The organism is Planococcus ruber (genome assembly GCF_022819085.1).
Taxonomy (GTDB): domain Bacteria; phylum Bacillota; class Bacilli; order Bacillales_A; family Planococcaceae; genus Planococcus; species Planococcus ruber.
This window is the reverse complement of record NZ_JALHAG010000001.1, coordinates 1,175,894-1,196,788: the sequence shown is the minus strand read 5'-3', so window position 1 is coordinate 1,196,788 and position 20,895 is coordinate 1,175,894. Positions and strand designations below refer to the sequence as shown.

Genomic DNA, 20,895 nt, shown 5'->3' with positions numbered 1-20,895 from the left:
TTAAGCCACTCCTTTGCGTTGGCGGAAAAAGATAAAAGCAAAAACGGGCGCGCCGATAAAGGCGGTGATCACGCCAATCGGAAGTTCCGTCGGCGAAATGATCGTACGTGAAACTAAGTCACAGACGATCAGCAATGCGGCTCCGTTGATAAAGGATAGCGGCAGCACATGCCGATGGTCCGATCCCCACAGCAAGCGAACCATATGCGGAACCACGAGCCCGACAAATCCAATCGTTCCGGAAACGGCAACGGCTGCACCAGTCAGAACCGAACCGCTGACCAAAATCATCATTTTGCTCCTTTTGATATTGACGCCAAGATGCTGTGCCCGTTCTTCACCAAAAAGCATGGCGTTCAACTCTCTGCGGTTCAGCCACAATAGAAACGAGCCGATGAGGAGGAATGGCAACGCCATTTGCACGTAAGGCCAGCCGCGCATGGAAACGGAACCAAGAAGCCAACCGATAATCTGGCGCAGCTCTTCCCCTGTCAAAGCAATCATCAGAGAAATGACCGAGCCGAGAAAAGAGCTGAAAATGATTCCAGTCAAAATCACCGTTTCCATCTTCATCGACCGGTCCACTAATTTGGCAAATGCCATGACAGCCAACATCGTGGCCAGCGCGCCCGCCATACTGATGACCGGTAAGGTGAAAATTCCTAAAAAAGGGATGGTAATGCCGAAAAAGAGCGTCGTCACGGCACCTACTGAGGCACCGGAAGACACTCCTAACGTGTAAGGATCGGCCAATGGATTTTTCAGCAGCCCTTGAAAAGCTGCCCCGGCAATAGCAAGCGCCGCTCCGACAAGGCCTGCCAAAACCACACGCGGCATCCGAATATTCCAAAGGATATTAGCTGCTGTTTCATCCGAAGATGGATTCCATAGCACCCGCGGCGAAATCGTTACCGTGCCGACCGTTACACCCAACACTACAGCTCCCGCCAATAAAATGAGGGATATCGTGTAGGCGATCAGGTTTTTATTCACCGTAGACCTCTGGATATACTGCTCGTGCAAGCTCCAGCAATCCTTCTGTCACTCGTGGGCCTTGGCGTGTCAATTTGTCCGAGTCGAGGTTATAAACCGCTTCGTCTTGTACTGCTGTGATTTCAGCAAAACCATTGCGTCCCATGATGAGCTCGACCGCATTTGGTACGTATGCGCCTTCAGTAGTAACAATTACGTCCGGATTGCTGCTGACGATCGCTTCCGGATCCATGCTGACCCATCCTTCCTGATCGCCGGCGATGTTTTCAGCATTAATCGTTGACAGCATTTCGTCTATGAACGTGCCCGTTCCGGTCGTATAGATTTCCGGCGTACTTCCCACTTCGACAAATACTTTTTTCGGTTCTTTTACTTCTGCAGACATTTCTTCGATTTCGTCCAATTGCGCTTCCATCTCTGAAATTTGCGCATCCGCTTCTTCCATGGTGCCTGTCGCTTGCCCGATGATGGTCATCGTTTCAAAAACTTCATCAAAAGTGGTAGCTTCTTCAACTACAAATACATCTAGGCCAGCATCTCGAAGCTGCTGCAATCCAGCGTCTCCGATTCCTAAATTCGATTCATGCGCTAATACGATATCGGGCTGCAGGCTAATGATTTTTTCCACATTGAATTCCTGTCCGCCAATTTTCTCAACGCTTGCTGCTTCTTCCGGATAATTATCAAAATCGGAAACCCCGACCATCTTTTCACTCAATCCCAGTTCATAAGCGATTTCCGTATTAGAAGGCACCATCGAGACAATCGCATCCGGCTCTTCTTCAATCACCACTTCTTCGCCGACAGCATCCGTTAAAGTTACCGGGAATTCGACTTCCGCCACCTCTTTTGGCGGTTCTGCCGGTGTTTCTACGTCCTGTTCTTCTACCGGTGCTGCCTCTTCACCACAGCCTGCCAGCAGCAAAGCCGCCATACCCGCACTCATTCCAAACTTCCAAACTTTTTTCATTGCTGTATCCCCTTTTCTCTTGATGTTCTGTTTTAATGCATTAAAAATAAAAAAATCCTTCCGCATAGATAGGACTGCGGAAGGACGAAAGGACGGCATAAAGAAAACTATGCATCCAGCCGGTCCTCGCAGGCTAATGGGGCGTTTCATAAAGGCAGGTCTCCTGGCTCGTGCTCAACGCTTTCTGCGCCTTCCCGGAGTCTTGCTCCAGTGGCTTCAACAGATTGCTCACACTTACAGTGGCGGGACCGCGCCGGATTCGAACCGGCTTCCCTTTTAACTTATGCGGTTACACATAAGCACCTTTATGATTTCAACTATTCAATTGATTCATTTTCATTATACACATTCATTTGAAAAACAGAAAGTTTACATTTTATCCGGTGCTGAAACGCCGATTACTTTCAATGCATTCGCAATCGTCGTCCGAACCGCTGTAATCAAAGCCAGACGGGCACGCGTCAAATCTTCATTTGTCGCATCCAATACTTTATTGGCATTGTAGAAGCTATGGAAGTTCGAAGCAAGTTCTTGGATGTACGTCGTAATGCGGTGCGGTGCACGCAGCTTCGCAGCATCGGCAACCACTTTCGGGAAATCACCGATTTTCTTCAAGACATCCACTTCTTTTTCTGAAGATAATAAGTCCAAATGGTCCGTTGAGGCAGTAAAGCCTTGCTCTTCTGCCTGGCGCACAATCGAACAGATGCGGGCATGCGCATACTGCGAGTAGTAAACCGGATTTTCATTGGACTGGGAAACGGCCAAGTCCAAATCGAAGTCCATATGCGAATCGCCTGAGCGCATCGCGAAGAAATAGCGGACTGCGTCTAAGCCGACAAGCTCGACCAATTCACGCATCGTCACAGCTTTGCCGGTACGCTTGCTCATTTTCATCTTCTCGCCGTCTTTGTATAGCTGCACCATTTGTACGATGTTCACTTCCAACGTGTCGCGGTCGTAGCCAAGCGCCTCGATTGCCGCTTTCATACGCGGAATGTAGCCATGGTGGTCAGCTCCCCAAATATTGATCAATTTATCAAACCCGCGCTGCAATTTATCTTCGTGGTAAGCGATATCCGGCGTCAAGTACGTATAAGATCCGTCGTTCTTGATCAATACGCGGTCTTTGTCGTCGCCGAATGCTGTGGAGCGGAACCATGTAGCGCCGTCTTCTTCATAGACATGCCCATTTTCACGGAGTTTTGCCAACGCCTTATCGATTTTTCCGTTTTCATATAGAGAAGACTCAGGATACCAGACATCAAATTCCACGCGGAAATCCGCAAGGTCCTGCTGAAGCTTCGCCAGCTCCACTTTCAAACCGTGTTTGCGGAATGCTTCAAAACGTTCTTCGTGCGTCATCGCAACAAATTTATCGCCGTGTTCTTTTACCAGGTCTTCTGCGATATCTTTAATGTCTTGGCCGCGGTAGCCGTCTTCCGGCATGCTGTCGCCTTGGCCAAGCGCTTCAAAATAACGGGCTTCGATCGAAAGCGCCAAATTGTTGATCTGGTTTCCGGCATCGTTGATGTAGTATTCGCGTGAAACGTCATAGCCTGCAAGGTCAAGCACATTGCAAAGCGAGTCGCCGACAGAGGATCCGCGGGCATGTCCTAGGTGCAAGTCGCCGGTTGGATTCGCTGAAACGAACTCGACCTGGATGCGTTCGCCTGCGCCTGAATTGGTGCGGCCGTACTCTTCCTTCTGCTCCAATACGGTTTTGACGACATCCAGCAAATAATCTTTTTTGATGGTGATATTGATAAAGCCCGGGCCTGCAATTTCCACTTTTTCAATATTCGCCGATTCTTTATCCATGTTTTCCACAATCGCTTCCGCAATCGCACGCGGCGCTTTTTTCGCGATGCGTGTCAATTGCATCGCAACATTCGTGGCATAATCGCCATTCGCTTTGTCTTTTGGCGACTCCAAATGGATATCCATTGGTTCGGTTGTTAACTCGGCTTTTTGGACCGCTTCGCTAATAGCCGTTTTGATGGCTTGTTGCACTTTTTCTACTGCATTCATGATTTACCCTCCATAAATTGTATTTCCATTTCGTATTCCCCGACATGGGACGAGCCCATCGCCAGATCGTATCGAACTTTGAAACGCGTATCGGTTGCCGACAATTCGTGCGCTTTGGTCGTCAGCATGAAAGACCCCTGTTCATTCGTTAAATTTCCCGTTTGCTCTTTATGTAATAAAAACGGCAGCCGCATCTGCAAGCCTCCGCTTCTCATAATTACTGCTTCATCTTCGCTGATCTTCACGGTCGTCCGGATGCTGAGCTCTTCAAGCTGCTCCTCATACTGCAAATAAAGCCGGTTGTTTTTAACCGTCTTTGTGCCTTCCGACCACATTTCCAACACTTGCTCTTCAACATCCGGTTGGCGGATTTTCGTTGTCAGTTTGATTTGTACGGATTTTTTCAAAACGCTTCCGCCTTCCTGTCGATTGATAACCTTTATATTATAGCCTGTATTGCACCCGTTTTTCAATTAAGTTTGGGAGAGTCGCCGCCTCTGCAATAAAAAAAGCGCACAGCCAGGCTGTGCGCCACTCGAATCCACTTTACCGCGTATACGTTTTGACGAAAGAAGGCCGCGGAAAAATATTCGGACGTTTGTCGATGCCATCTGACGTGCCGCGTTTCGCATGCGCGTGGCTATATGCCTGCGACTGCTGCCAGTTTGTAAACGATTCTTCGTCTTTCCATAACGTCAAAATGATGTATGTGTCGGAGTTTAATGGGCGCAGCACCCGGATCGCCGCGAAGCCCGGCTCTTCTTCCACTTTGCCGGCACGGTTTTGAAAACGTTCTTCAAACAATTCGCGCCCTTCTTCAGATACCGGGATGTTGTTGAAGACTGCATAAAATCCGTCATTGATATCGCCGACTGCGTTCAAGATCTGAAATGCTTCAAATCCTTGCGGCGCTGTGCCCGCCTCTGCTTCAAACAACACCGTCGACTCTTCGCCGTCCACCAAATAAATCAGCCGGGAATTCGGCGAGGATGCAAGGATCGATATTCCCTGATCGCGCGGTCCGGTCCATTTGTATAATTCCATCGTCAGCACCTCTTTCACTATTTTCTCTTTCATCTTACCGTTTCTTTTTGAAAGATTCTATTTTGATGGTCTTATAAGCGGGTTCGAGCGTTCTATAATCACTTTTCTGGATTCTATGATCATTTAGCCCAAGTCTGCGTTCCACCGCTCCAAAATTTGCCGAAATAAAAACGGCCTGGAAATTTCCAGGCCGTTTCCGCTTTTCTTATTGTCCAGCTGCAAGAGCCAGCTTCTCGGCCATAAGCTGGCCCACTGCGGCGACAACAGCCTCCTCTTGGTCCATCTTATGACTGCCGAAGCTAACCGGCTCTTTCCGCTTTTCTTATTGTCCAGACTCCGGCAGCTAGCCGCTCGAGGTCGCTTCAGCCTTATCCGCAATGGCAAAAACCGCCATTACTGCTAAGGCTTCCAGCGCTTGTCGCGGCTGACGAGCTGCCTACGCTTTTCTTATTGTCCAGCTCCAACGGCCAGCCGCTCGAGGTCTTAAGTCGTCTCGCCTGTGCGGCAAAAAGCGCCGCTTCGGCAATCCGCCTTAAGCTTTTCGCGGCTACACGGCCGTTTCCGCTTTTCGTTATTTCACCCAACCCAAAATCATTTCGCGCAGCAGTTTGCTCGCGGTGTTGGCTGTCTGGTCGGAGTGGTCGTAAACCGGAGACACTTCCACCAAATCGAAGCCGACGACATTGACGCCGGAAGCGGCGATGGCGTGGATCGATGCGAGCAGTTCGCGGGAAGTGATGCCGCCTGCATCAACGGTTCCGGTTCCCGGTGCATGCGCCGGATCCAGGACGTCGATATCAATCGTTACATAAACTGGACGGCCAGAAAGTGTCGGCAAGACTTCTTTCAATGGTTCCAACACTTCGAACATGGAAATGTGCATGCCGTTTTCTTTTGCCCAAACGAATTCTTCTTTCATTCCTGAACGGATGCCGAACGAATACACGTTTTTCGGTCCGATATGATCTGCGATTTTGCGGATCGGCGTCGAATGCGAGTATTCTTCGCCTTCATAGTTTTCACGGAGGTCGGTGTGCGCATCAAAATGAATAATCGCTAAATCATCGTATTTGCTCGCCACTGCCTTCATCACCGGAAGCGATACTAGATGTTCGCCGCCCATGCCGATTGGGATTTTATTGTCAGCCAAAAGCGTATGGATATACGTTTCGATTTCAAGCAGCGATTTTTCCGGGTTGCCGAATGGCAATGGGATATCGCCGGCATCGAAAAATTTCACGTCATCCAGTTCACGGTCCAGGTAAGGGCTATACTCTTCCAGGCCGATCGACACTTCACGGATTTTGTTCGGGCCAAACCGGGAACCGGGACGGTAGCTGACGGTCCAGTCCATCGGCATTCCGTAAAGGACCGCTTTCGATTCTTCATAATTCGGATGGCTTTTGATAAATACTTTTCCAGAATACGTCTCGTCGAAGCGCATCTTATTCGCCTGCCATATCTTTCACGAATTTCGGCAAGACGAATGCCGCGTTATGCAATTCTTTCGTGTAATACTTAGTTTCGATGTCATGGAAGCGTTCAGCTGGAACAGCTGTCGGATCGTATTTCTTCGAACCGATTGTAAACGCCCAAAGGCCTGATGGGTACGTCGGGATGTTCGCCAAGTACAATTTCGTGATCGGGAAGATTTCCTTCACGTCTTTTTGGACTTGTGTGATCAACTCCGCTTTGAACCATGGGTTGTCCGATTGCGCAACGAAAATGCCGTCCTCTTTCAAAGCGCGCGAGATGCCCGCGTAAAAGCCTTTCGTGAATAAATTCACAGCTGGGCCAACCGGTTCTGTCGAATCGACCATGATCACGTCGTATTTATTTTCAGATTCCGCAATGTGCATGAAGCCGTCGCCGACGATTACGTCCACGCGTGAATCCTCAAGGCCTGACGCAATCGATGGCAGGAATTTCTTCGAGTACTCGATCACTTTGCCGTCGATATCGACAAGCGTCGCTTTTTTCACTGAAGGGTGTTTCAGCACTTCACGGATCACGCCGCCGTCTCCGCCGCCTACAACCAACACATTTTCAGGATTTGGATGCGTGAACAACGGAACGTGCGCCACCATTTCATGGTAGACGAATTCGTCTTTTTCAGATGTCATGACCATGCCGTCAAGAAAAAGCATGTTGCCCCATTCTGCTGTCTCAGCCATCTCCAAATATTGAAAATCCGTTTGCTCCGTGTGAAGCGTTTTATTGATTTTCATTGTAATCCCGAAATTCTCGGTCTGTTTTTCTGTATACCAGAATCCTGCCATTTATAATCAAACTCCTTTAACTTTCAGATTAAAATCTACTTAAAAAAGTATAAATCTTTTCAACGAAAGTGCAATCATTATTTGCACACTCTTCTTTACCCGTAATCCATCCAATTATTCCCAAAATAAAAAGGTTTTCTGCGCAGGAAACCTTTCCCTGTACAGAAAACCTTTTTATGCCTGACAGCGCGAAGAAAGAGACATGAGGCATTGGGCTTGGGTTTTCTCGCAATGGCTCACGTCACTTGTCCGCGATCAGGTGTCCTAGCTTTCTATTTAAAAGCTGTAGTTATAGTGTACTGCCTTTTTTAAACAACTTCAACTGCCTGTTGGAAGCAATTGCAAATGTCACAAATCGTACAAATTTTTTTGCCTTTTATGCGTTTAAATCTTGTTTCAGCTGATCAACGCTGCGGTCCCACATTTCAGGATTGTGGTTTCTTAAATACTCAGCCAGCACTTTTTTCGAACTGTCGTCCATCTGGTCGACAATAATTTTCCGCTTCATGGACTTGTCCATCAAGTTTACGTGGTCTGCGAGAATTTTATAGCCGCGCCGCTTTTCCCGGTTCACAACCATTTCGCAAGCCGTCACACCTGCGTAATACGGCCCTTCCGGATTAAAGTCAATCGTGATCCACACAAGCCAGTACGGTTTTCCGCCTTCCGAATCCTCCCGGTTGACTGTAAATTTGATCCCCCGTTCGACTTGGCTGCGGGCGTGCATGGCGCCGATGTCGATAAATGCCTCCTGCTCTTCGATGTCGATAAACAGCGGCGAGACGTTTTCGAGCGACAATGAACCGATGCCATAGCCTTTATGGCCATCCGTCGGGTCGTTCTTTATGATGGTGAAGCCTACTTTTTGTTTTGGTTTTTCTTCGTTTGCCATGTGTACATTCCCTCCGTTCTGATATGATAAGAATATCCCTAAAAAAGGAGCTGTGTCCATTATGCCATACGTAACTGTGAAAATGCTCGAAGGCCGCACGGAAGACCAAAAGCGTGCCCTTGTCGAAAAAGTGACCGAAGCCGTCTCTGAAACAACTGGCGCTCCTGTCGAAAACGTCGTCGTCTTCATCGAAGATATGAAGAAAACTGACTACGGCGTCAAAGGAAAACTGTTTTCGGATATCTAATTCCAATTTTCTAAAGAAAAAACTCCCTCAAGGGAGTTTTTTTAATGCACTCAATTCTTCAATAAAGGCAAATGCCTCTTCAATCTCTTCCTCTGTAAAGTTCAGCTTCCCTTTGACGACGTGAAGCTTCTCGATTTGTTCGCTGCGTTCCAGCTGGTCAAAATACAGAAGCGTGGCGGTCAATTCCAAAAAGCGCGCGCTTTTTTCATTGAGCTTCTCGGCATAAGCGGGGTCTTCCAGCACCGATTCTTTCAAAGTGCTCCGGAAATCGCCGCCTTCCTTTGTCACGCTGTATTTATATTGGACATAAGATCCTTTGTCTTCCATTTCCTCCGACAAAAATCCCATATCGCAAAGTTCTTCGACCCGGGCCGTCAGCTCTTCCGAATACGGTCCATAAATGTGGAATTCATATTTTTCCTGAAAAGGAACCCCCATTTTCTTTAAGATGTAGATCATCTTCTGCATCTTCTTGCGTCCGGTAATTCCTTCTGCTGCGGCAATAAAATCCACAATTTTTGCATGTTCCTGGAGCAACTAAATTCCCCCTTCTCTTAACATTTCCAGTATTTGCTGTTTGACAGCTTTTTTCTTGCCATCGATCAATAATTCAGCTGGAAAATACAATTTATAGTCTGTGCGCCGCTTCCCGGAGATCGCATCGACAATCTGGGACAAGCGGGACAGTTCTTTAATTTCACCGGAGGGCATCAACAATTGAATCGGAAGGCGTTCTTCCTCTTCTCCCGGACGGTAAAAGTCATATGGCAAATCGGACGTAGAGTCATCAATCAAATAATAATCCGGGTCGATTCCGGCTTTTCGGAACAGCTGCGCGAGTTCCCCGAGCTTCCGGTAGTCTTTGCCGGGATCAAAGTCGATGTATTGGAACAGGCGCCGATTCACAAAACGGTCGCTCAAATCCGCCAAAATCGGATCGCGTTCCGTCATCCACAATTGGAAGTACGTCATCAAGACGCCTTCATCCAGCGCCAAATAATCCTTCAGCGTAAACGTGCGGTCGAAAAATGAAAGGAAATGCGTGGGTGGCTGAGCAAATTTATAGCCGCCCTCGCTCAATTCTTTCGCCCGCTGGAGGATTTTCCGCAAAATGACTTCAGCGCTGCGGGCAACCGGATGGAAATACACTTGCCAGTACATCTGGTAGCGGCTCATGATGTAATCTTCGATGGCATGCATGCCGCTTGACTTGATCACCACTTGGTCATCTACCGGACGCATGACGCGGAGAATCCTTTCCATATCAAAATGGCCGTAGGAAACTCCCGTGTAATACGCATCCCGCTGCAAGTAATCCATGCGATCCGCATCGATCTGGCTCGAAATCAGCGAGACGACTTGTTTATTGCCGTAGGTTTTGGCAATGACTTCCGCAACTTTCGCAGGAAAATCCGCTCCCACTTTTGTCAGGACACGGTTGACTTCGGTATCGCCAAGCAAAATTTCGCGGGTGAATTCTTCGTGGTCGACTTGAAATACTTTTTCAAATGAATGCGAGAATGGCCCGTGCCCAAGATCATGAAGAAGCGCAGCACATAAAACGACAAGCCGTTCATTTTCATCCCATTCCGGGCGGCCATGGAAAATGTCGTCGGAAATCCTCCGGACGATTTCGTAGACGCCGAGGGAATGGCTGAAGCGGCTATGTTCTGCGCCGTGGAAGACTAAATATGAGGTGCCGAGCTGCTTGATGCGCCGCAGACGCTGGAATTCGCGTGTGCTCACTAAGTCCCAAATCACTTGGTCCCGCACGTGTATGTATCGGTGAACCGGATCTTTAAACACTTTTTCTTCAGCTAATTTTTGCGATGCGTAATCCACAAGCCCACCTCCAAATTTTCCTGCGTAACAGGTATTCTACACCAGCAAAAGGACCTCATTCAAGAGGCCCCGGAAGCATTTTCGCGTTGCGTTCAACGACGCGATTCAAATAAAATCCGTAAAGTTCAGTCTCATCAGGCATTAGCGGACGCGGCGCCGGCGAACCCAGCAATTCATATAAATTTATGACAACTTCCTGAACGGTTATTTCCTTATTCAACAATTCGCTCAGCGAAGCCATCACTTCCGGTTTGATTGCCGGGTAATCGAATTTGGTGTCTTCGCCTTGCAGCCCTTTTTCATAAAAGCCGCGAATCAGTTCCGCGCGTGCTGCACCAGAACCTTCCACGCAAAGATAGACTTGAACAGCGATCCCTTTGCGTATGCGGCGCTGGGAAATGCCCGCGAACTTTTTGCCGCCGATGCTGAGGTCGTAGGAACCTGGACAATACGAACCGACAATCTCGTAAGCTTCAATTGGCGCTTCCGGAAACAGTGCCTGCACCAGTTCGAGCATCATATCATAGCCCGCCGATATATCGATGGCGTGCTCTTTCTCCGAAACGACCAGTGAAATATTCAAAACGCCGGCATCAAGAACCACGGCCAATCCGCCGGAATTCCGTACAATCGGGTGGTAGCCGTTTGCTTCCAAGTATTCCATACCCGCTCCGACATGCGGCAAACGGTGATCTTGGATGCCGAGCACGACCGTATCGTCATGGACCCACGTCCGGACGGTCGGCTCGCTTCTGCCGCTGCCGACCAGTTCGCACAATGTATCATCCGCCGCAAATGATTCCAGCGCCGAACGTTTTTTGGCGCTCAAGGATTGGTCCCAGAAACGCCAATTGGTTTGCTGTGAAAATAAGCTCATATTCATTCTCCTCAAAAGCATTTTGCTTAACTCTAGTCTACCCGACTCTTCGCCCGCTGAAAAGCTGCGGCAGCAATGACGAATTGGTGACAGCCTCCTGTTTTGGAGGAACTTAAATGGCTGTTGTGATAAACTGGATGGGAGAGATTCAGATCAAAGGAGTGTTTAGAGAATGAATGAAGCTGCAATTACATTAGACGGCTGGTACGTCCTCCACGATTTCCGTTCGATGGACTGGGTGTCCTGGAAAATGCTGACGGACGAAGAGCGCCAATTCGCGATCGACGAGTTCCAGGCATTTATGGACAAAATCAACCAAGCCGATGAAAATAAAACAGGTGCCCACGCTTTGTATTCAATCGTTGGCCAAAAAGCGGACTTGATGCTGATGCTGCTTCGCGAAACGATGGACGAGCTGCGCGAGCTTGAGACCGAATACAATAAGCTGACATTGATCGCTTATACTGTCCCTACTTATTCGTATGTATCGGTTGTTGAACTTTCCAACTACCTGGCTGGAAAATCAGACGAAGATCCATACCAAAACCCTCACGTGCGTGCGCGCTTGTATCCTGAACTTCAACGTTCACAGTACATCTGCTTCTATCCGATGGATAAACGCCGCGAAGGCGACGACAACTGGTACATGCTGCCAATGGACACGCGCAAAGAATTGATGCTGTCCCACGGCAAAATCGGCCGCAGCTATGCCGGCAAAGTCAAACAGATCATTTCCGGATCAGTCGGCTTTGACGATTACGAATGGGGCGTTACGCTGTTTGCGGACGACGTTCTCCAGTTCAAGAAATTGATCTACGAAATGCGCTTTGATGAAGTGAGTGCACGATATGCAGAATTCGGTTCTTTCTATGTGGGAACGCGTTTAGATGCAGAGCGCACAGCTAAATTTTTGGAAGTGTAAAATGAAAAACCGCCCTCGGGCGGTTTTTTTTATTGTTTGAGCTGCGAACGCACCTCGAAACCATATTTTCGCACCCCAATGCTGCATTTCCGCACCTCAAATCGATATTTTCGCACCTCAGAACGATTTTTCCGCACCTTATGGACCAATTCCTTTCCTTCATCCTCAAAATGCATGCGACAAGATCAACGCATCTCGATTTTTCAGAATTCCGACACAGCTCTACTCTCCCAGCTCGCCAACACTGCGCTATACTAAAAGAAAAATGGGGTGTTCAGATGTTCGCCATGCGTCGAACCCAGTTTGCAAAATGGGCTTTACTTTTGCTTGCACTCGTCCTCACCAGCAATTTTCTGCTCTACCATTCTTCTTTCTCCAGCATCATCATTCCGGAAGAAAGCGTGTGGGTCGTCAGCGGCTCGCTGCTTGATTTAGCTCTGGTTGCGCCGCTCCTGTTGCTTGCTGCTTTCCGGTTGACCGCCAAACAGTTCATCGGACTGATTGCTTCGGGCATCATACTGGCCCGCTTGCTCATTCCTTCTTCTTATATTGAACCATTCTCCGGACTGGTCTACGCAGCGATCGGACTGGAAGTCCTGGTCATAGCGGCAGAGGCTGCGCTGATTTTCTTTTTATGCTATCATTTCCCCAAAATCTTGCGGTCCATTAAAAATCAAGAAGAGAGTCCGCTTTTCACTCTTTTTCCAGCGACATTCGCTGTCGTGAAACCCAATCCGCTTGTTTCCGTTGTTCTCTCGGAAGCGTTAGTGGTGTACTATGCCTTCTTCTCCTGGAAGAAACGGGCACCTGACACGCCTTATACCGTTTCACTTCACAAAAACACGAGCGCCATCGCCTTTTACATCATGCTGATTCACGCAATCATAATTGAAACGATTGGCCTCCACTGGTTCCTGCACGAAAAATCGCTGATGCTCTCAATGATTCTGCTCATCCTAAACATCTATTCCGTGCTTTATTTTCTGGCTGAAATTCAGGTCATCCGCTTAAATCCGTTGACGGTCAAAGACGGTTCTGTCCAATTGTCCCTCGGGTTGAGCAAACGGATGACGTTCCACTTAGATTCCATCGAGTCCATCCGGTGGGGCGAACCTGCTAAAAAAGACGCCTTGGAATTTATCGCTAACGACATCGAAACCGGCGAACCTCAACTCGTCATCAACTTCAAGGCGCCTCAAAAAGCGACACTATTCTATGGCCGTACGAAAGAGGTTTCGCAAATCGCCTTGAAAGTGGATAACCCGGAAAAATTGAAAAACTTACTGGAACAATAAAGGAGTTGTCCCCAAAAAAATTGGGACAACTCCTTTTTCACACAATTTATAATGCTTTTGCAGCTGCCACAACCACTAGGATCCACGCAGCAATAAAAGCTACTCCGCCAATTGGCGTGATGGCGCCCAGCACGCTGATGCCAGTCAAGCTCAAGACATATAGGCTGCCAGAGAAAATGATGATGCCTGCCAGCATCAAATAGCCTGCCCAGCTTAATGAACCCAAGTTGCCGATCAGCGACGAACTCATTAAGATGGCAATGGCTATTAAGCCAATGGAATGAAACATTTGATATTGGACGGCAGTTTGCCATGTGTCCAAGTATTTATCCGCAATGCGCCCTTCCAGCAAATGGGCTCCAAATGCCCCGAAAGCAACAGACAGCATGGCATTGACTGCTCCTGCAATTAAGAAAAACTTCATGTTGGGTCCTCTACTTTCTAGTTAAAATTCAAACAATGAATCGCCGTTTGCATCTTCTTCTTTGAGTTTATTGACCGACGAGACGGTTTGCACTTGCGGAGACGCGAGCGGCATCGCTTTCGGCCTGCTGGATTCAGCCAGCGGTTCATCGTTCAGCAGCAGGTCGCATAAAGCCCGAATGGCCGCAACCGATTCACGGACTTTTGCCGGCTCCGCATTTTTCGCCTGTGCAGCATGCTTTTCGATCTCCGTTACGATCCGGACAGCTTCAATCGCCATTTGAACTCCCCCTCTCCACTTCTAATCATCCTATTTTATCACGCGCGGAGAGAAGCCGTCAGGCCAAACAGAAATCTATCGGCTTTTCTCCGCGTGCCTGTAACAGTTCGTTCACTTTTGAATACGGTTTGCTGCCGAAGAATCCACGGCTCGCACTTAATGGACTCGGATGCACCGATTCAATCACGTCATGCCGCTCCAAATCAATCAGCTGTTTTTTCTTTTGGGCCGGCTTTCCCCACAGCACAAAAATAACAGGCTCTTCGCGTGCTGTTAATTTACGGATGACTTCGTCGGTGAAAATTTCCCAGCCACGATTGCGGTGCGAATTGGCTTCGCCTCCCCGGACCGTAAGCACTGTGTTCAGCATCATCACCCCTTGGTCCGCCCATTTTGTCAGCGTTCCATCTTTCGGCTTGTCGCAGCCGATGTCCTCTTTCAGTTCCTTGAACATATTGCGCAGGCTCGGCGGATGAGGGACGCCTGGCTGAACGGAAAAGCTGAGGCCATGCGCCTGGTTGGGCCCGTGATAAGGGTCCTGGCCCAAAATCACGACTTTTACATCCCGATACGCAGTATGCTCAAACGCATTCCAAATGTCTTCTTTCGGCGGATATACCGTTTCGTTTTCATATTCTCTTTTCAGGAATTCCCGCAATTCCAGGTAATAAGGCTTGTCAAATTCCGCACCTACAATTTCTTGCCAGTCGTTTTGAAAAATTTTCTTTGGCATACCAGCCACTCCTTATTCTTCAAATTCTACCGTAACGTCATAGTCCACTAAATTAAACATGCTGCGGACCGATTGGGCAGCATTTTCTTCTGCCAGCTCCAATACGCCTTGCCCTTTCGTTTCTTCCAGAATCAATTGCTTCGCTTCATCGGCTAATTCAAAAGCTTCGGAAATATCAGAGCCGCCGCTGAACAAACCCTCGTAAGTGTAGATTTCCGCCTGGTCCATAAACAATTCCGGACCTCCAAGAAAATCGGCTTTCGGCAAAGTCAATGTCGCCGTTTTCGCATCTTCATCGAGTTCGATGTCATTTTCCGTTAGTTCGGAGAAATCCACTCCTGCACGGACCGATCCTGGAATCACAACTAAAATCTGGCGTTTGGTCCCCGGCAGATCAAGCCCGATATCTTGGCCAAATACTTTATTGTCTTCCCGCTCGATAATCACTTTCGAAAAAGCTTCGGCAGTTGCTAACTCATTGAGATCCTGGATCTGCTCCAAAAATGCCCCTTTGCTTTCCGTAGCCGTGCTGCCTTGGATCATCCACCAAGTGCCAAGCGGCAACGCAATCAATAATAGCAGGAGGATAGCGGTCAGCACCAAAAACGAATTGCGCCAAACACCCATCATCACTCGGATGCTTTTCCAGAATCCGGATTCTTTTGTATCTTCTTTCCCTTTTACTTCTTTTAATAAGCGTTCAATTTCCGTCAGTTTCGGATCTTTTGCCAAGTGCTCTCCCTCTTTCTTTTTATTCATTTCGTCTCCGCTCCATGATAGGATTAAAGAAAGGAGCGATGAGTATGGCGGACTTGCGTGAAAAAATAAAAACAATCTCCTCCACTAAAGGAGACCATGCCCCGGAAAGCGCCAAGCGCATCGGGTTATGGGTCATCGCCGCAATGGCGGCAGCTGTTTCCATTCTAACATTTATCATAGCAATTGGTCTTTTCAGAAACGGCAACTGGATCTTAGCTGCCATCGCCAGCCTATTTTTTCTATTATCAGCTGCGACCGCGTATGTACTGGCGTTTCCCCATAAGCTGAATACTATGTAAATGTTTCGCCATTTGTTAAAATAAAGTGATAAACGAATCCATTTAAAAGGAGTTTTGATGATGTCATTGAAAAAGACTTTAACGATCGCTGGATCGGATACTTCCGGTGGAGCCGGCATACAAGCAGACTTGAAAACTTTCCAGGAACATGGCACATACGGTATGAACGCGTTGACCGTCATTGTCACAATGGACCCAAATAATGGCTGGAGCCACGGCATCCATCCGATTCCGGTTGAAACGCTGCATGCTCAATTGCAGACCGCTTTTTCTACAGGGGTGGATGCATTGAAAACCGGCATGCTGCCGACAGTCGACATTATCGAAATGGCCGGCAAAGCCATTAAAGACTCTGGCTTGAAAGACGTTGTCATCGATCCGGTCATGGCATGCAAAGGCGAAGACGAAGTGCTCTTCCCTGAAAATGTCGATGCCATGATCCAGCATTTGCTTCCGAATGCGAAAGTGGTGACGCCAAACTTGGTTGAAGCTGGCCAATTGTCCGGTATGGGCACGCTTCGCACAGTCGAAGACCTTCAAGCAGCAGCTGAAAAAATTCATGCACATGGTGCACAGTTCGTCGTCATCAAAGGCGGCAAGCAACTGCAGCATGAAAAAGCGGCCGATCTTCTATACGATGGCAAAAAGCATTATTTGCTGACAGCCGAAAAAACTGAGACGACTTACAACCACGGTGCGGGCTGTACATTCGCCGCTTCGATTACTGCTAATTTGGCGAATGGGCAATCGGTGAAAGATGCCGTATTAAATGCGAAGATCTTCGTTTCTTCAGCCATTGAGCATGGCTGGAAACTGAATGAATATGTGGGGCCGGTTATGCACGGCGCTGCCAACAAATTCCCGAAACCTGAAGTTGTCGTGACTGAACTTTAATCATAAATGAAGCCGAAAGAGGAGAGCACCGCTTTTCTCTTTCGGCTTTTATTTTTTTCTGCACTTTATAATTCTTTTGCCATCATCACTTGCTTCGTCGTCACTTGAAAGCCTGTTTCTGACAAAACTTGATGGGTGAATTTGTTCATTTCCACCGGAATATTCACTGCTACGCGATTGATTTCTCCGGAGAAGTTTTCAAAAACTTCGGAGATCAAACGGGCAGTCACGGACTTTGGATCTGCAGCCGACGGATCCGCTGCACATTGATAAAGCGTTGTCGCGATATGCTGGCCATTATCATCCTTAGCTTTCCGGAAATAGGCATAGCCCACCGCTTTGCCATCCACATCATAAGCAATCAGCGCCTCTCCGTCTTTGACGCTTTGCCATTGCGTTTGCCACGTAAAATCATGGCGATAGAAATCCAGGCTACCGGCATTTTCCGGACGGGCCGGTTTAATGATGATTGCTTGTGCGGATTCTCGTTCTTGCGGGTGCTTTGCCACTTTCCCTTTCAGTTGCATAAAGTCCACTTCATCCACTACTTCATATCCCATCTTCCGGTAAAGTTCGATTGCCGCTTTATTTTCATTGACAGCTTCAAGCGTCGCTAACTCAACTCCTGCACCCTTCAGCTGCTCAATCGTCTTTTCCATCATGCGTTTTCCAACGCCTTGCCCGCGAACGGATTTTGCCACACCTGTACCGCCGTTCCATGATACTTTTCTTCCGGCATTTTCGCGAAGCCCGTTTCGGACGATGCCTACCGGCTTGCCGCCATCAAATGCGGCGATGGACAATTCTTCATCCAAGTCTTCCATTGCCCCTCTTTTTTCAAATGCTTCTGCCGTTGTATCCATATTAAAGTAATAGCCTTCAAATCCCTTATTCCAGGCTTCGACTTTTTCATCCATTGAACACTCAGACATCTTCTTCATTTCGAGCATTTGCTGTCCCTCCTCATTTGGTGAGCTTTCCCCCGTTAATTTTTTCGACAGACCCAGTTAAATTTCCTTTTTTCAACACGGCATGCTATCTTGCATAACAAACTAGTTGACGACTCCTCTTTTAAATGCTATCTTGTATTACAAAGTAGCACCTCCGCAATCCACTATCTTGCTTTGCGAGCTACCAGAGAGGAGCACGTATATGTCATCCAGCCAGATGCTAAAAGGAATACTTGACGGGTGTCTGCTCGGCATTATCCATAAAGGCGAAACTTACGGATATGAAATGATCGAAAAATTGGAGATCTACGGTTTTCGGATGGTCAGCGAAGGCAGTATTTATCCGGTGCTGATGCGCCTGCAAAAAGATGGGTTTGTCCGGTCGGTCATGAAAGAATCGCCGAGCGGCCCGAAAAGGAAATACTACACCCTCACCCCGTTAGGCGAAGAAGAATATGAACAGTTCAAAGAACGTTGGGAAAGCTTATCCCATTCTGTCAACCGACTTGTAAAGGAGGAAAACTAATGGCGTTATCAAGGGAAAGCGAAGAGTTCATTGCGAATTTGCGGATGTATTTGATGACTTCCGGAAAGAACGACCACGAAATCAATGAGATTGCGGAAGAATTGCGGGGCCATTTGGAAGATGCCGAAAGCCGTGGAAAAACAGTAGACAGCGTCACTGGCGGATCTCCCAAAACTTACTTGGAGACCATCCGCAACGAAATGAAAACCGATTATTTCGGTTTAACGAGATTGGCCCCTATGTTCATACTGCTGCTTATCGCTTATTTCATCACCGGTTCAGCTATTCGCGGCGATTTAAGTTTTTCCTTGCTGAAGCTCGTTGCTTACCCGGCTATTGCGCTTTTGAGCATCGGTGCTTATATTTATTACTTCCGGAAAATGAGTGCGGCTAACTATTCGACGAAAAAAGAGCTATCGATTTTTATCGCTATTCAAATCATCACCACCCTTTCATTAGCGGCGGTTCTTTTCATAGACATCTTTTTCTTTGAGCCTTTCTATATACCTTCTCGCGAAACGATGTGGGTCATTGCAGCGCTTGGAGCTCTAGTTTTCATCGCAGGTGCCATCTGGACAAAAACGTGGATTACTATTATCCTTCCGCTGTTTCTATTCGGTCCGGATTTCATTCTGCAGTTCTTTCAATACAATGAAACGACAGAGCTGATCATTAGCGCAAGCGGCCTCTACCTTGGCATGGCCGTTGTAGTCCTTATTCTTTATTGGCAGAATAAAAAACAAAACCCTCACAAATCGTGAGGGTTTTTTAAACGGATCATTTTCTCCCGCAATTGTTCTTTATTCCATTCCACGATGTTTTCTGATGGCGAAGCGATACCTTTGCGCTTTTTCACCTGAGGGTTTTTCGAACGCAAATATCCTTCCATCATGAAAGAGACGGACAATATTGCCAGGGCAATAAAAAAGACCGGATATAAAGGCAGCCACGGCGCCCCTTGGAGATAACGGAAAGTTGAACCGAACAGTCCTGCCCATTCATATGAAATGGACATGGGCGGATCGCCGAACAACGGATCGTAGCTGACTTTTGTCCCGCCGAGGAATAAATTCAGCAAACTGAGGTGAGCCATCACGATAAAAGTCTCCATCACCTGTTGGCCGTACAGAACCGCCAGTTTTTCACGCATTTGCGGATACAGGTGCTTTCGGATAATCCGGAAACGCCCTGCTCCCAATACACGGGAAGCGAGAACGTATTCTTTGCGGTATAGAAGCGCCGCTTCGTTCCCTACTAATACAGCCACGACCGGCATCGTCAATAATGACATTAAGACAACTTGGATCGCGATGCGCTCCCACACTCCATTTGCAAATCCTTCCGGCGGCATCCAAAGAACGGGATACAGTACATAAGCCGCAAATAAAGTCAAAGGGATGTAGTGAAGCGAATCGGCAAGTCCGCCAATCCATGCACGATGCTTTTGCAGGTAAGTCCCAAGCAAATAGCCGAACGGCACGGCAATTAGCATTCGAATTGCAGCGACTGCGAGTGCAGCGATAATGGTGTATTTTCCGCCAAGCATGATTTTGCCAAAGAGGTCATAGCCATACTGGTCGGTTCCAAGCGGAAATTCCCATTTCGGCGAAATCGGCGGCCCTTCCACGGCCCGTCCATTTTCTTCGATAAAAAAGATTTGCTTTGGCACATTGCCAAAAATCCATTCAAAGGCAAAGCTTCCGAAAAGGAGCAAAGCCATTAGGCTGAAGCCAATGGCAAAATAAGGCTGCTTCCACATTTACGCCACTTCCTTTCCACGGAAATGGCGGAGGAAAAACCACTCGCCTACGCTGTAGAGAAGAAACATCGGCAAGAAAAAGCTGAAAATCGCCACGAGGAACACTTCAGGCGACATATTGTCGCGCATGAACAGCATAATACCCGGCATATTGAACATCAATTCTAAGACAAACAGATTCGACAACATAAACCAAATCGTTTTCTTGGATTGGAAAAATACCGAAATGATCGCATTCCGGAACATATGGATCCATACGATGAAAACTTTCGAAAAACCGAGCGACCGTGCAAGTTCAACATACATTTGCCGTTCTTCTTCCTGGAAAGTCAGCATGCACAGCCGGTAAAGCTGGATCATCGGCAATATCGCCAAACAGAGAACCGGAAGCCAATAGATCCGGTCGCCGCCTACTACCGCAATCTTAGAGATTAAGACATCCGTTTTTAAATAGATGAAAATGATGCCGAGCTGAGCTGCCATGATGATGAGCAGATCCGGAAGCGACTCCAGAAAGTACAAAAAGAGCTTTACCCGCTCTCGGGCCTTTTCCGATAACAGCATTGTCAACACAGTAAATGCGAGAGCAAAAGCTGCCGCTGCCGCAAATGCTAAAAACAAAATTTGCAAAGAATAAAGTATGTATTCGGCAATCGTTGGAAATAAGAACATTTCCCGTCCCGTCCGCAGATTCATCACAGAAAACTCCTGCAGCGGCCAAATTTCTTTCAGTACGCCTTGAAGCGACGAAAGATACTCGCTCAATCTCAGTTCGCCTTCCATCAATCCCCCGATAAGTACGGGGAAACCGCTGATTAAAACGATCCCAAGCAGCGAAAACACAAATCTCCATATAATTCCCAATTTAGCCATCCCTTTT

25 protein-coding genes and 1 riboswitch are annotated in these 20,895 nt (G+C 47.8%); of the genes, 7 read left to right on the top strand and 18 right to left on the bottom strand.

Annotated features, from left to right (window positions below):
• The 8 genes from MTR82_RS06105 to MTR82_RS06070 form a co-directional block, all read right to left on the bottom strand.
• Positions 1-978, bottom strand: a complete 978-nt coding sequence (locus tag MTR82_RS06105; RefSeq protein ID WP_425023880.1) for a FecCD family ABC transporter permease — start codon at positions 976-978, stop codon at positions 1-3.
• Positions 979-985: 7 nt separating this feature from the next.
• Positions 986-1,963 carry an ABC transporter substrate-binding protein gene (locus MTR82_RS06100; protein ID WP_246808288.1) on the bottom strand — a complete coding sequence of 326 codons (978 nt, stop codon included), beginning with the start codon at positions 1,961-1,963 and terminating at the stop codon, positions 986-988.
• 136 nt (positions 1,964-2,099) lie between these two features.
• Positions 2,100-2,285, bottom strand: a riboswitch (cobalamin riboswitch).
• Between the two features lie 47 nt (positions 2,286-2,332).
• A complete protein-coding gene (argS, locus tag MTR82_RS06095) occupies positions 2,333-3,994 on the bottom strand; it encodes an arginine--tRNA ligase (protein ID WP_246808287.1) in 1,662 nt (553 codons plus the stop codon).
• Positions 3,991-4,401 (bottom strand): YwiB family protein, encoded by a 411-nt coding sequence (locus tag MTR82_RS06090; protein ID WP_052650647.1) that lies wholly within the window; start codon positions 4,399-4,401, stop codon positions 3,991-3,993. Before MTR82_RS06090 ends, argS begins: the two co-directional genes overlap by 4 nt.
• A gap of 139 nt (positions 4,402-4,540) precedes the next feature.
• Entirely contained in the window at positions 4,541-5,038 is a 498-nt protein-coding gene (locus tag MTR82_RS06085; protein WP_246808285.1) for an antibiotic biosynthesis monooxygenase family protein, read from the bottom strand.
• Positions 5,039-5,609: 571 nt separating this feature from the next.
• Positions 5,610-6,482, bottom strand: coding sequence for an agmatinase (gene speB, locus MTR82_RS06080; protein ID WP_246808284.1), 873 nt, complete (start codon positions 6,480-6,482; stop codon positions 5,610-5,612).
• A gap of 1 nt (position 6,483) precedes the next feature.
• Positions 6,484-7,317, bottom strand: a complete 834-nt coding sequence (gene speE, locus MTR82_RS06075) for a spermidine synthase (protein WP_052650643.1) — start codon at positions 7,315-7,317, stop codon at positions 6,484-6,486.
• 376 nt (positions 7,318-7,693) lie between these two features.
• A complete protein-coding gene (locus MTR82_RS06070; protein ID WP_246808283.1) occupies positions 7,694-8,209 on the bottom strand; it encodes a YwhD family protein in 516 nt (171 codons plus the stop codon).
• A 61-nt stretch (positions 8,210-8,270) separates the two neighbouring features.
• Between MTR82_RS06070 and MTR82_RS06065 the strand changes: the two genes are divergently transcribed.
• Positions 8,271-8,456 (top strand): 2-hydroxymuconate tautomerase, encoded by a 186-nt coding sequence (locus MTR82_RS06065; protein ID WP_052650641.1) that lies wholly within the window; start codon positions 8,271-8,273, stop codon positions 8,454-8,456.
• Positions 8,457-8,483: 27 nt separating this feature from the next.
• Here MTR82_RS06065 and MTR82_RS06060 read toward each other — a convergent pair whose 3' ends face one another.
• Genes MTR82_RS06060 through lipL form a run of 3 tightly spaced genes read right to left on the bottom strand, consistent with a single transcriptional unit; the run spans position 8,484 to position 11,175 of the window.
• Complete coding sequence (locus tag MTR82_RS06060; protein ID WP_052650640.1) at positions 8,484-8,993, bottom strand: YwgA family protein; 510 nt, start codon at positions 8,991-8,993, stop codon at positions 8,484-8,486.
• Positions 8,994-10,298: an HD domain-containing protein gene (locus MTR82_RS06055; protein ID WP_246808282.1), complete on the bottom strand. Its 1,305-nt coding sequence runs from the start codon at positions 10,296-10,298 to the stop codon at positions 8,994-8,996.
• A gap of 55 nt (positions 10,299-10,353) precedes the next feature.
• On the bottom strand, positions 10,354-11,175 hold the full coding sequence (lipL, locus tag MTR82_RS06050; RefSeq protein ID WP_246808281.1) for an octanoyl-[GcvH]:protein N-octanoyltransferase: 822 nt from the start codon (positions 11,173-11,175) through the stop codon (positions 10,354-10,356).
• Positions 11,176-11,347: 172 nt separating this feature from the next.
• Here lipL and hemQ point away from each other — a divergent pair, with 172 nt between their 5' ends.
• On the top strand, positions 11,348-12,097 hold the full coding sequence (hemQ, locus tag MTR82_RS06045) for a hydrogen peroxide-dependent heme synthase (RefSeq protein WP_052650637.1): 750 nt from the start codon (positions 11,348-11,350) through the stop codon (positions 12,095-12,097).
• A gap of 278 nt (positions 12,098-12,375) precedes the next feature.
• Positions 12,376-13,392 (top strand): beta-carotene 15,15'-monooxygenase, encoded by a 1,017-nt coding sequence (locus MTR82_RS06040; RefSeq protein ID WP_246808280.1) that lies wholly within the window; start codon positions 12,376-12,378, stop codon positions 13,390-13,392.
• Between the two features lie 46 nt (positions 13,393-13,438).
• Here MTR82_RS06040 and MTR82_RS06035 read toward each other — a convergent pair whose 3' ends face one another.
• The 4 genes from MTR82_RS06035 to MTR82_RS06020 are packed head-to-tail and all read right to left on the bottom strand — an operon-like array spanning position 13,439 to position 15,587.
• A complete protein-coding gene (locus MTR82_RS06035) occupies positions 13,439-13,816 on the bottom strand; it encodes a DUF423 domain-containing protein (RefSeq protein WP_052650636.1) in 378 nt (125 codons plus the stop codon).
• Between the two features lie 21 nt (positions 13,817-13,837).
• Complete coding sequence (locus MTR82_RS06030) at positions 13,838-14,095, bottom strand: YwdI family protein (RefSeq protein ID WP_052650635.1); 258 nt, start codon at positions 14,093-14,095, stop codon at positions 13,838-13,840.
• 58 nt (positions 14,096-14,153) lie between these two features.
• A complete protein-coding gene (locus tag MTR82_RS06025; RefSeq protein WP_246808278.1) occupies positions 14,154-14,828 on the bottom strand; it encodes a uracil-DNA glycosylase in 675 nt (224 codons plus the stop codon).
• Between the two features lie 12 nt (positions 14,829-14,840).
• Complete coding sequence (locus MTR82_RS06020) at positions 14,841-15,587, bottom strand: DUF4230 domain-containing protein (protein ID WP_246808277.1); 747 nt, start codon at positions 15,585-15,587, stop codon at positions 14,841-14,843.
• Between the two features lie 44 nt (positions 15,588-15,631).
• Here MTR82_RS06020 and MTR82_RS06015 point away from each other — a divergent pair, with 44 nt between their 5' ends.
• The gene (locus MTR82_RS06015; RefSeq protein ID WP_052650633.1) at positions 15,632-15,886 is read left to right on the top strand and encodes a hypothetical protein; all 255 of its coding nucleotides are present in this window, start codon (positions 15,632-15,634) and stop codon (positions 15,884-15,886) included.
• Positions 15,887-15,946: 60 nt separating this feature from the next.
• A complete protein-coding gene (pdxK, locus tag MTR82_RS06010; protein WP_246808276.1) occupies positions 15,947-16,780 on the top strand; it encodes a pyridoxine/pyridoxal/pyridoxamine kinase in 834 nt (277 codons plus the stop codon).
• A 65-nt stretch (positions 16,781-16,845) separates the two neighbouring features.
• On the opposite strand, the gene MTR82_RS06005 is transcribed toward pdxK, so the two are convergent.
• Positions 16,846-17,730 carry a GNAT family N-acetyltransferase gene (locus MTR82_RS06005; protein ID WP_246808275.1) on the bottom strand — a complete coding sequence of 295 codons (885 nt, stop codon included), beginning with the start codon at positions 17,728-17,730 and terminating at the stop codon, positions 16,846-16,848.
• 202 nt (positions 17,731-17,932) lie between these two features.
• Here MTR82_RS06005 and MTR82_RS06000 point away from each other — a divergent pair, with 202 nt between their 5' ends.
• Positions 17,933-18,256, top strand: a complete 324-nt coding sequence (locus MTR82_RS06000) for a PadR family transcriptional regulator (protein ID WP_052650630.1) — start codon at positions 17,933-17,935, stop codon at positions 18,254-18,256.
• Positions 18,256-19,017 carry an HAAS domain-containing protein gene (locus MTR82_RS05995; RefSeq protein WP_246808274.1) on the top strand — a complete coding sequence of 254 codons (762 nt, stop codon included), beginning with the start codon at positions 18,256-18,258 and terminating at the stop codon, positions 19,015-19,017. Before MTR82_RS06000 ends, MTR82_RS05995 begins: the two co-directional genes overlap by 1 nt.
• Here the strand turns inward: MTR82_RS05995 and MTR82_RS05990 are convergent.
• Both MTR82_RS05990 and MTR82_RS05985 read right to left on the bottom strand, forming a co-directional pair.
• Complete coding sequence (locus MTR82_RS05990) at positions 19,005-20,015, bottom strand: ABC transporter permease (protein ID WP_246808273.1); 1,011 nt, start codon at positions 20,013-20,015, stop codon at positions 19,005-19,007. The genes MTR82_RS05995 and MTR82_RS05990 overlap by 13 nt on opposite strands.
• Complete coding sequence (locus MTR82_RS05985; RefSeq protein ID WP_246808272.1) at positions 20,016-20,888, bottom strand: ABC transporter permease subunit; 873 nt, start codon at positions 20,886-20,888, stop codon at positions 20,016-20,018.
• Between the last annotated feature and the right edge of the window lie 7 nt (positions 20,889-20,895).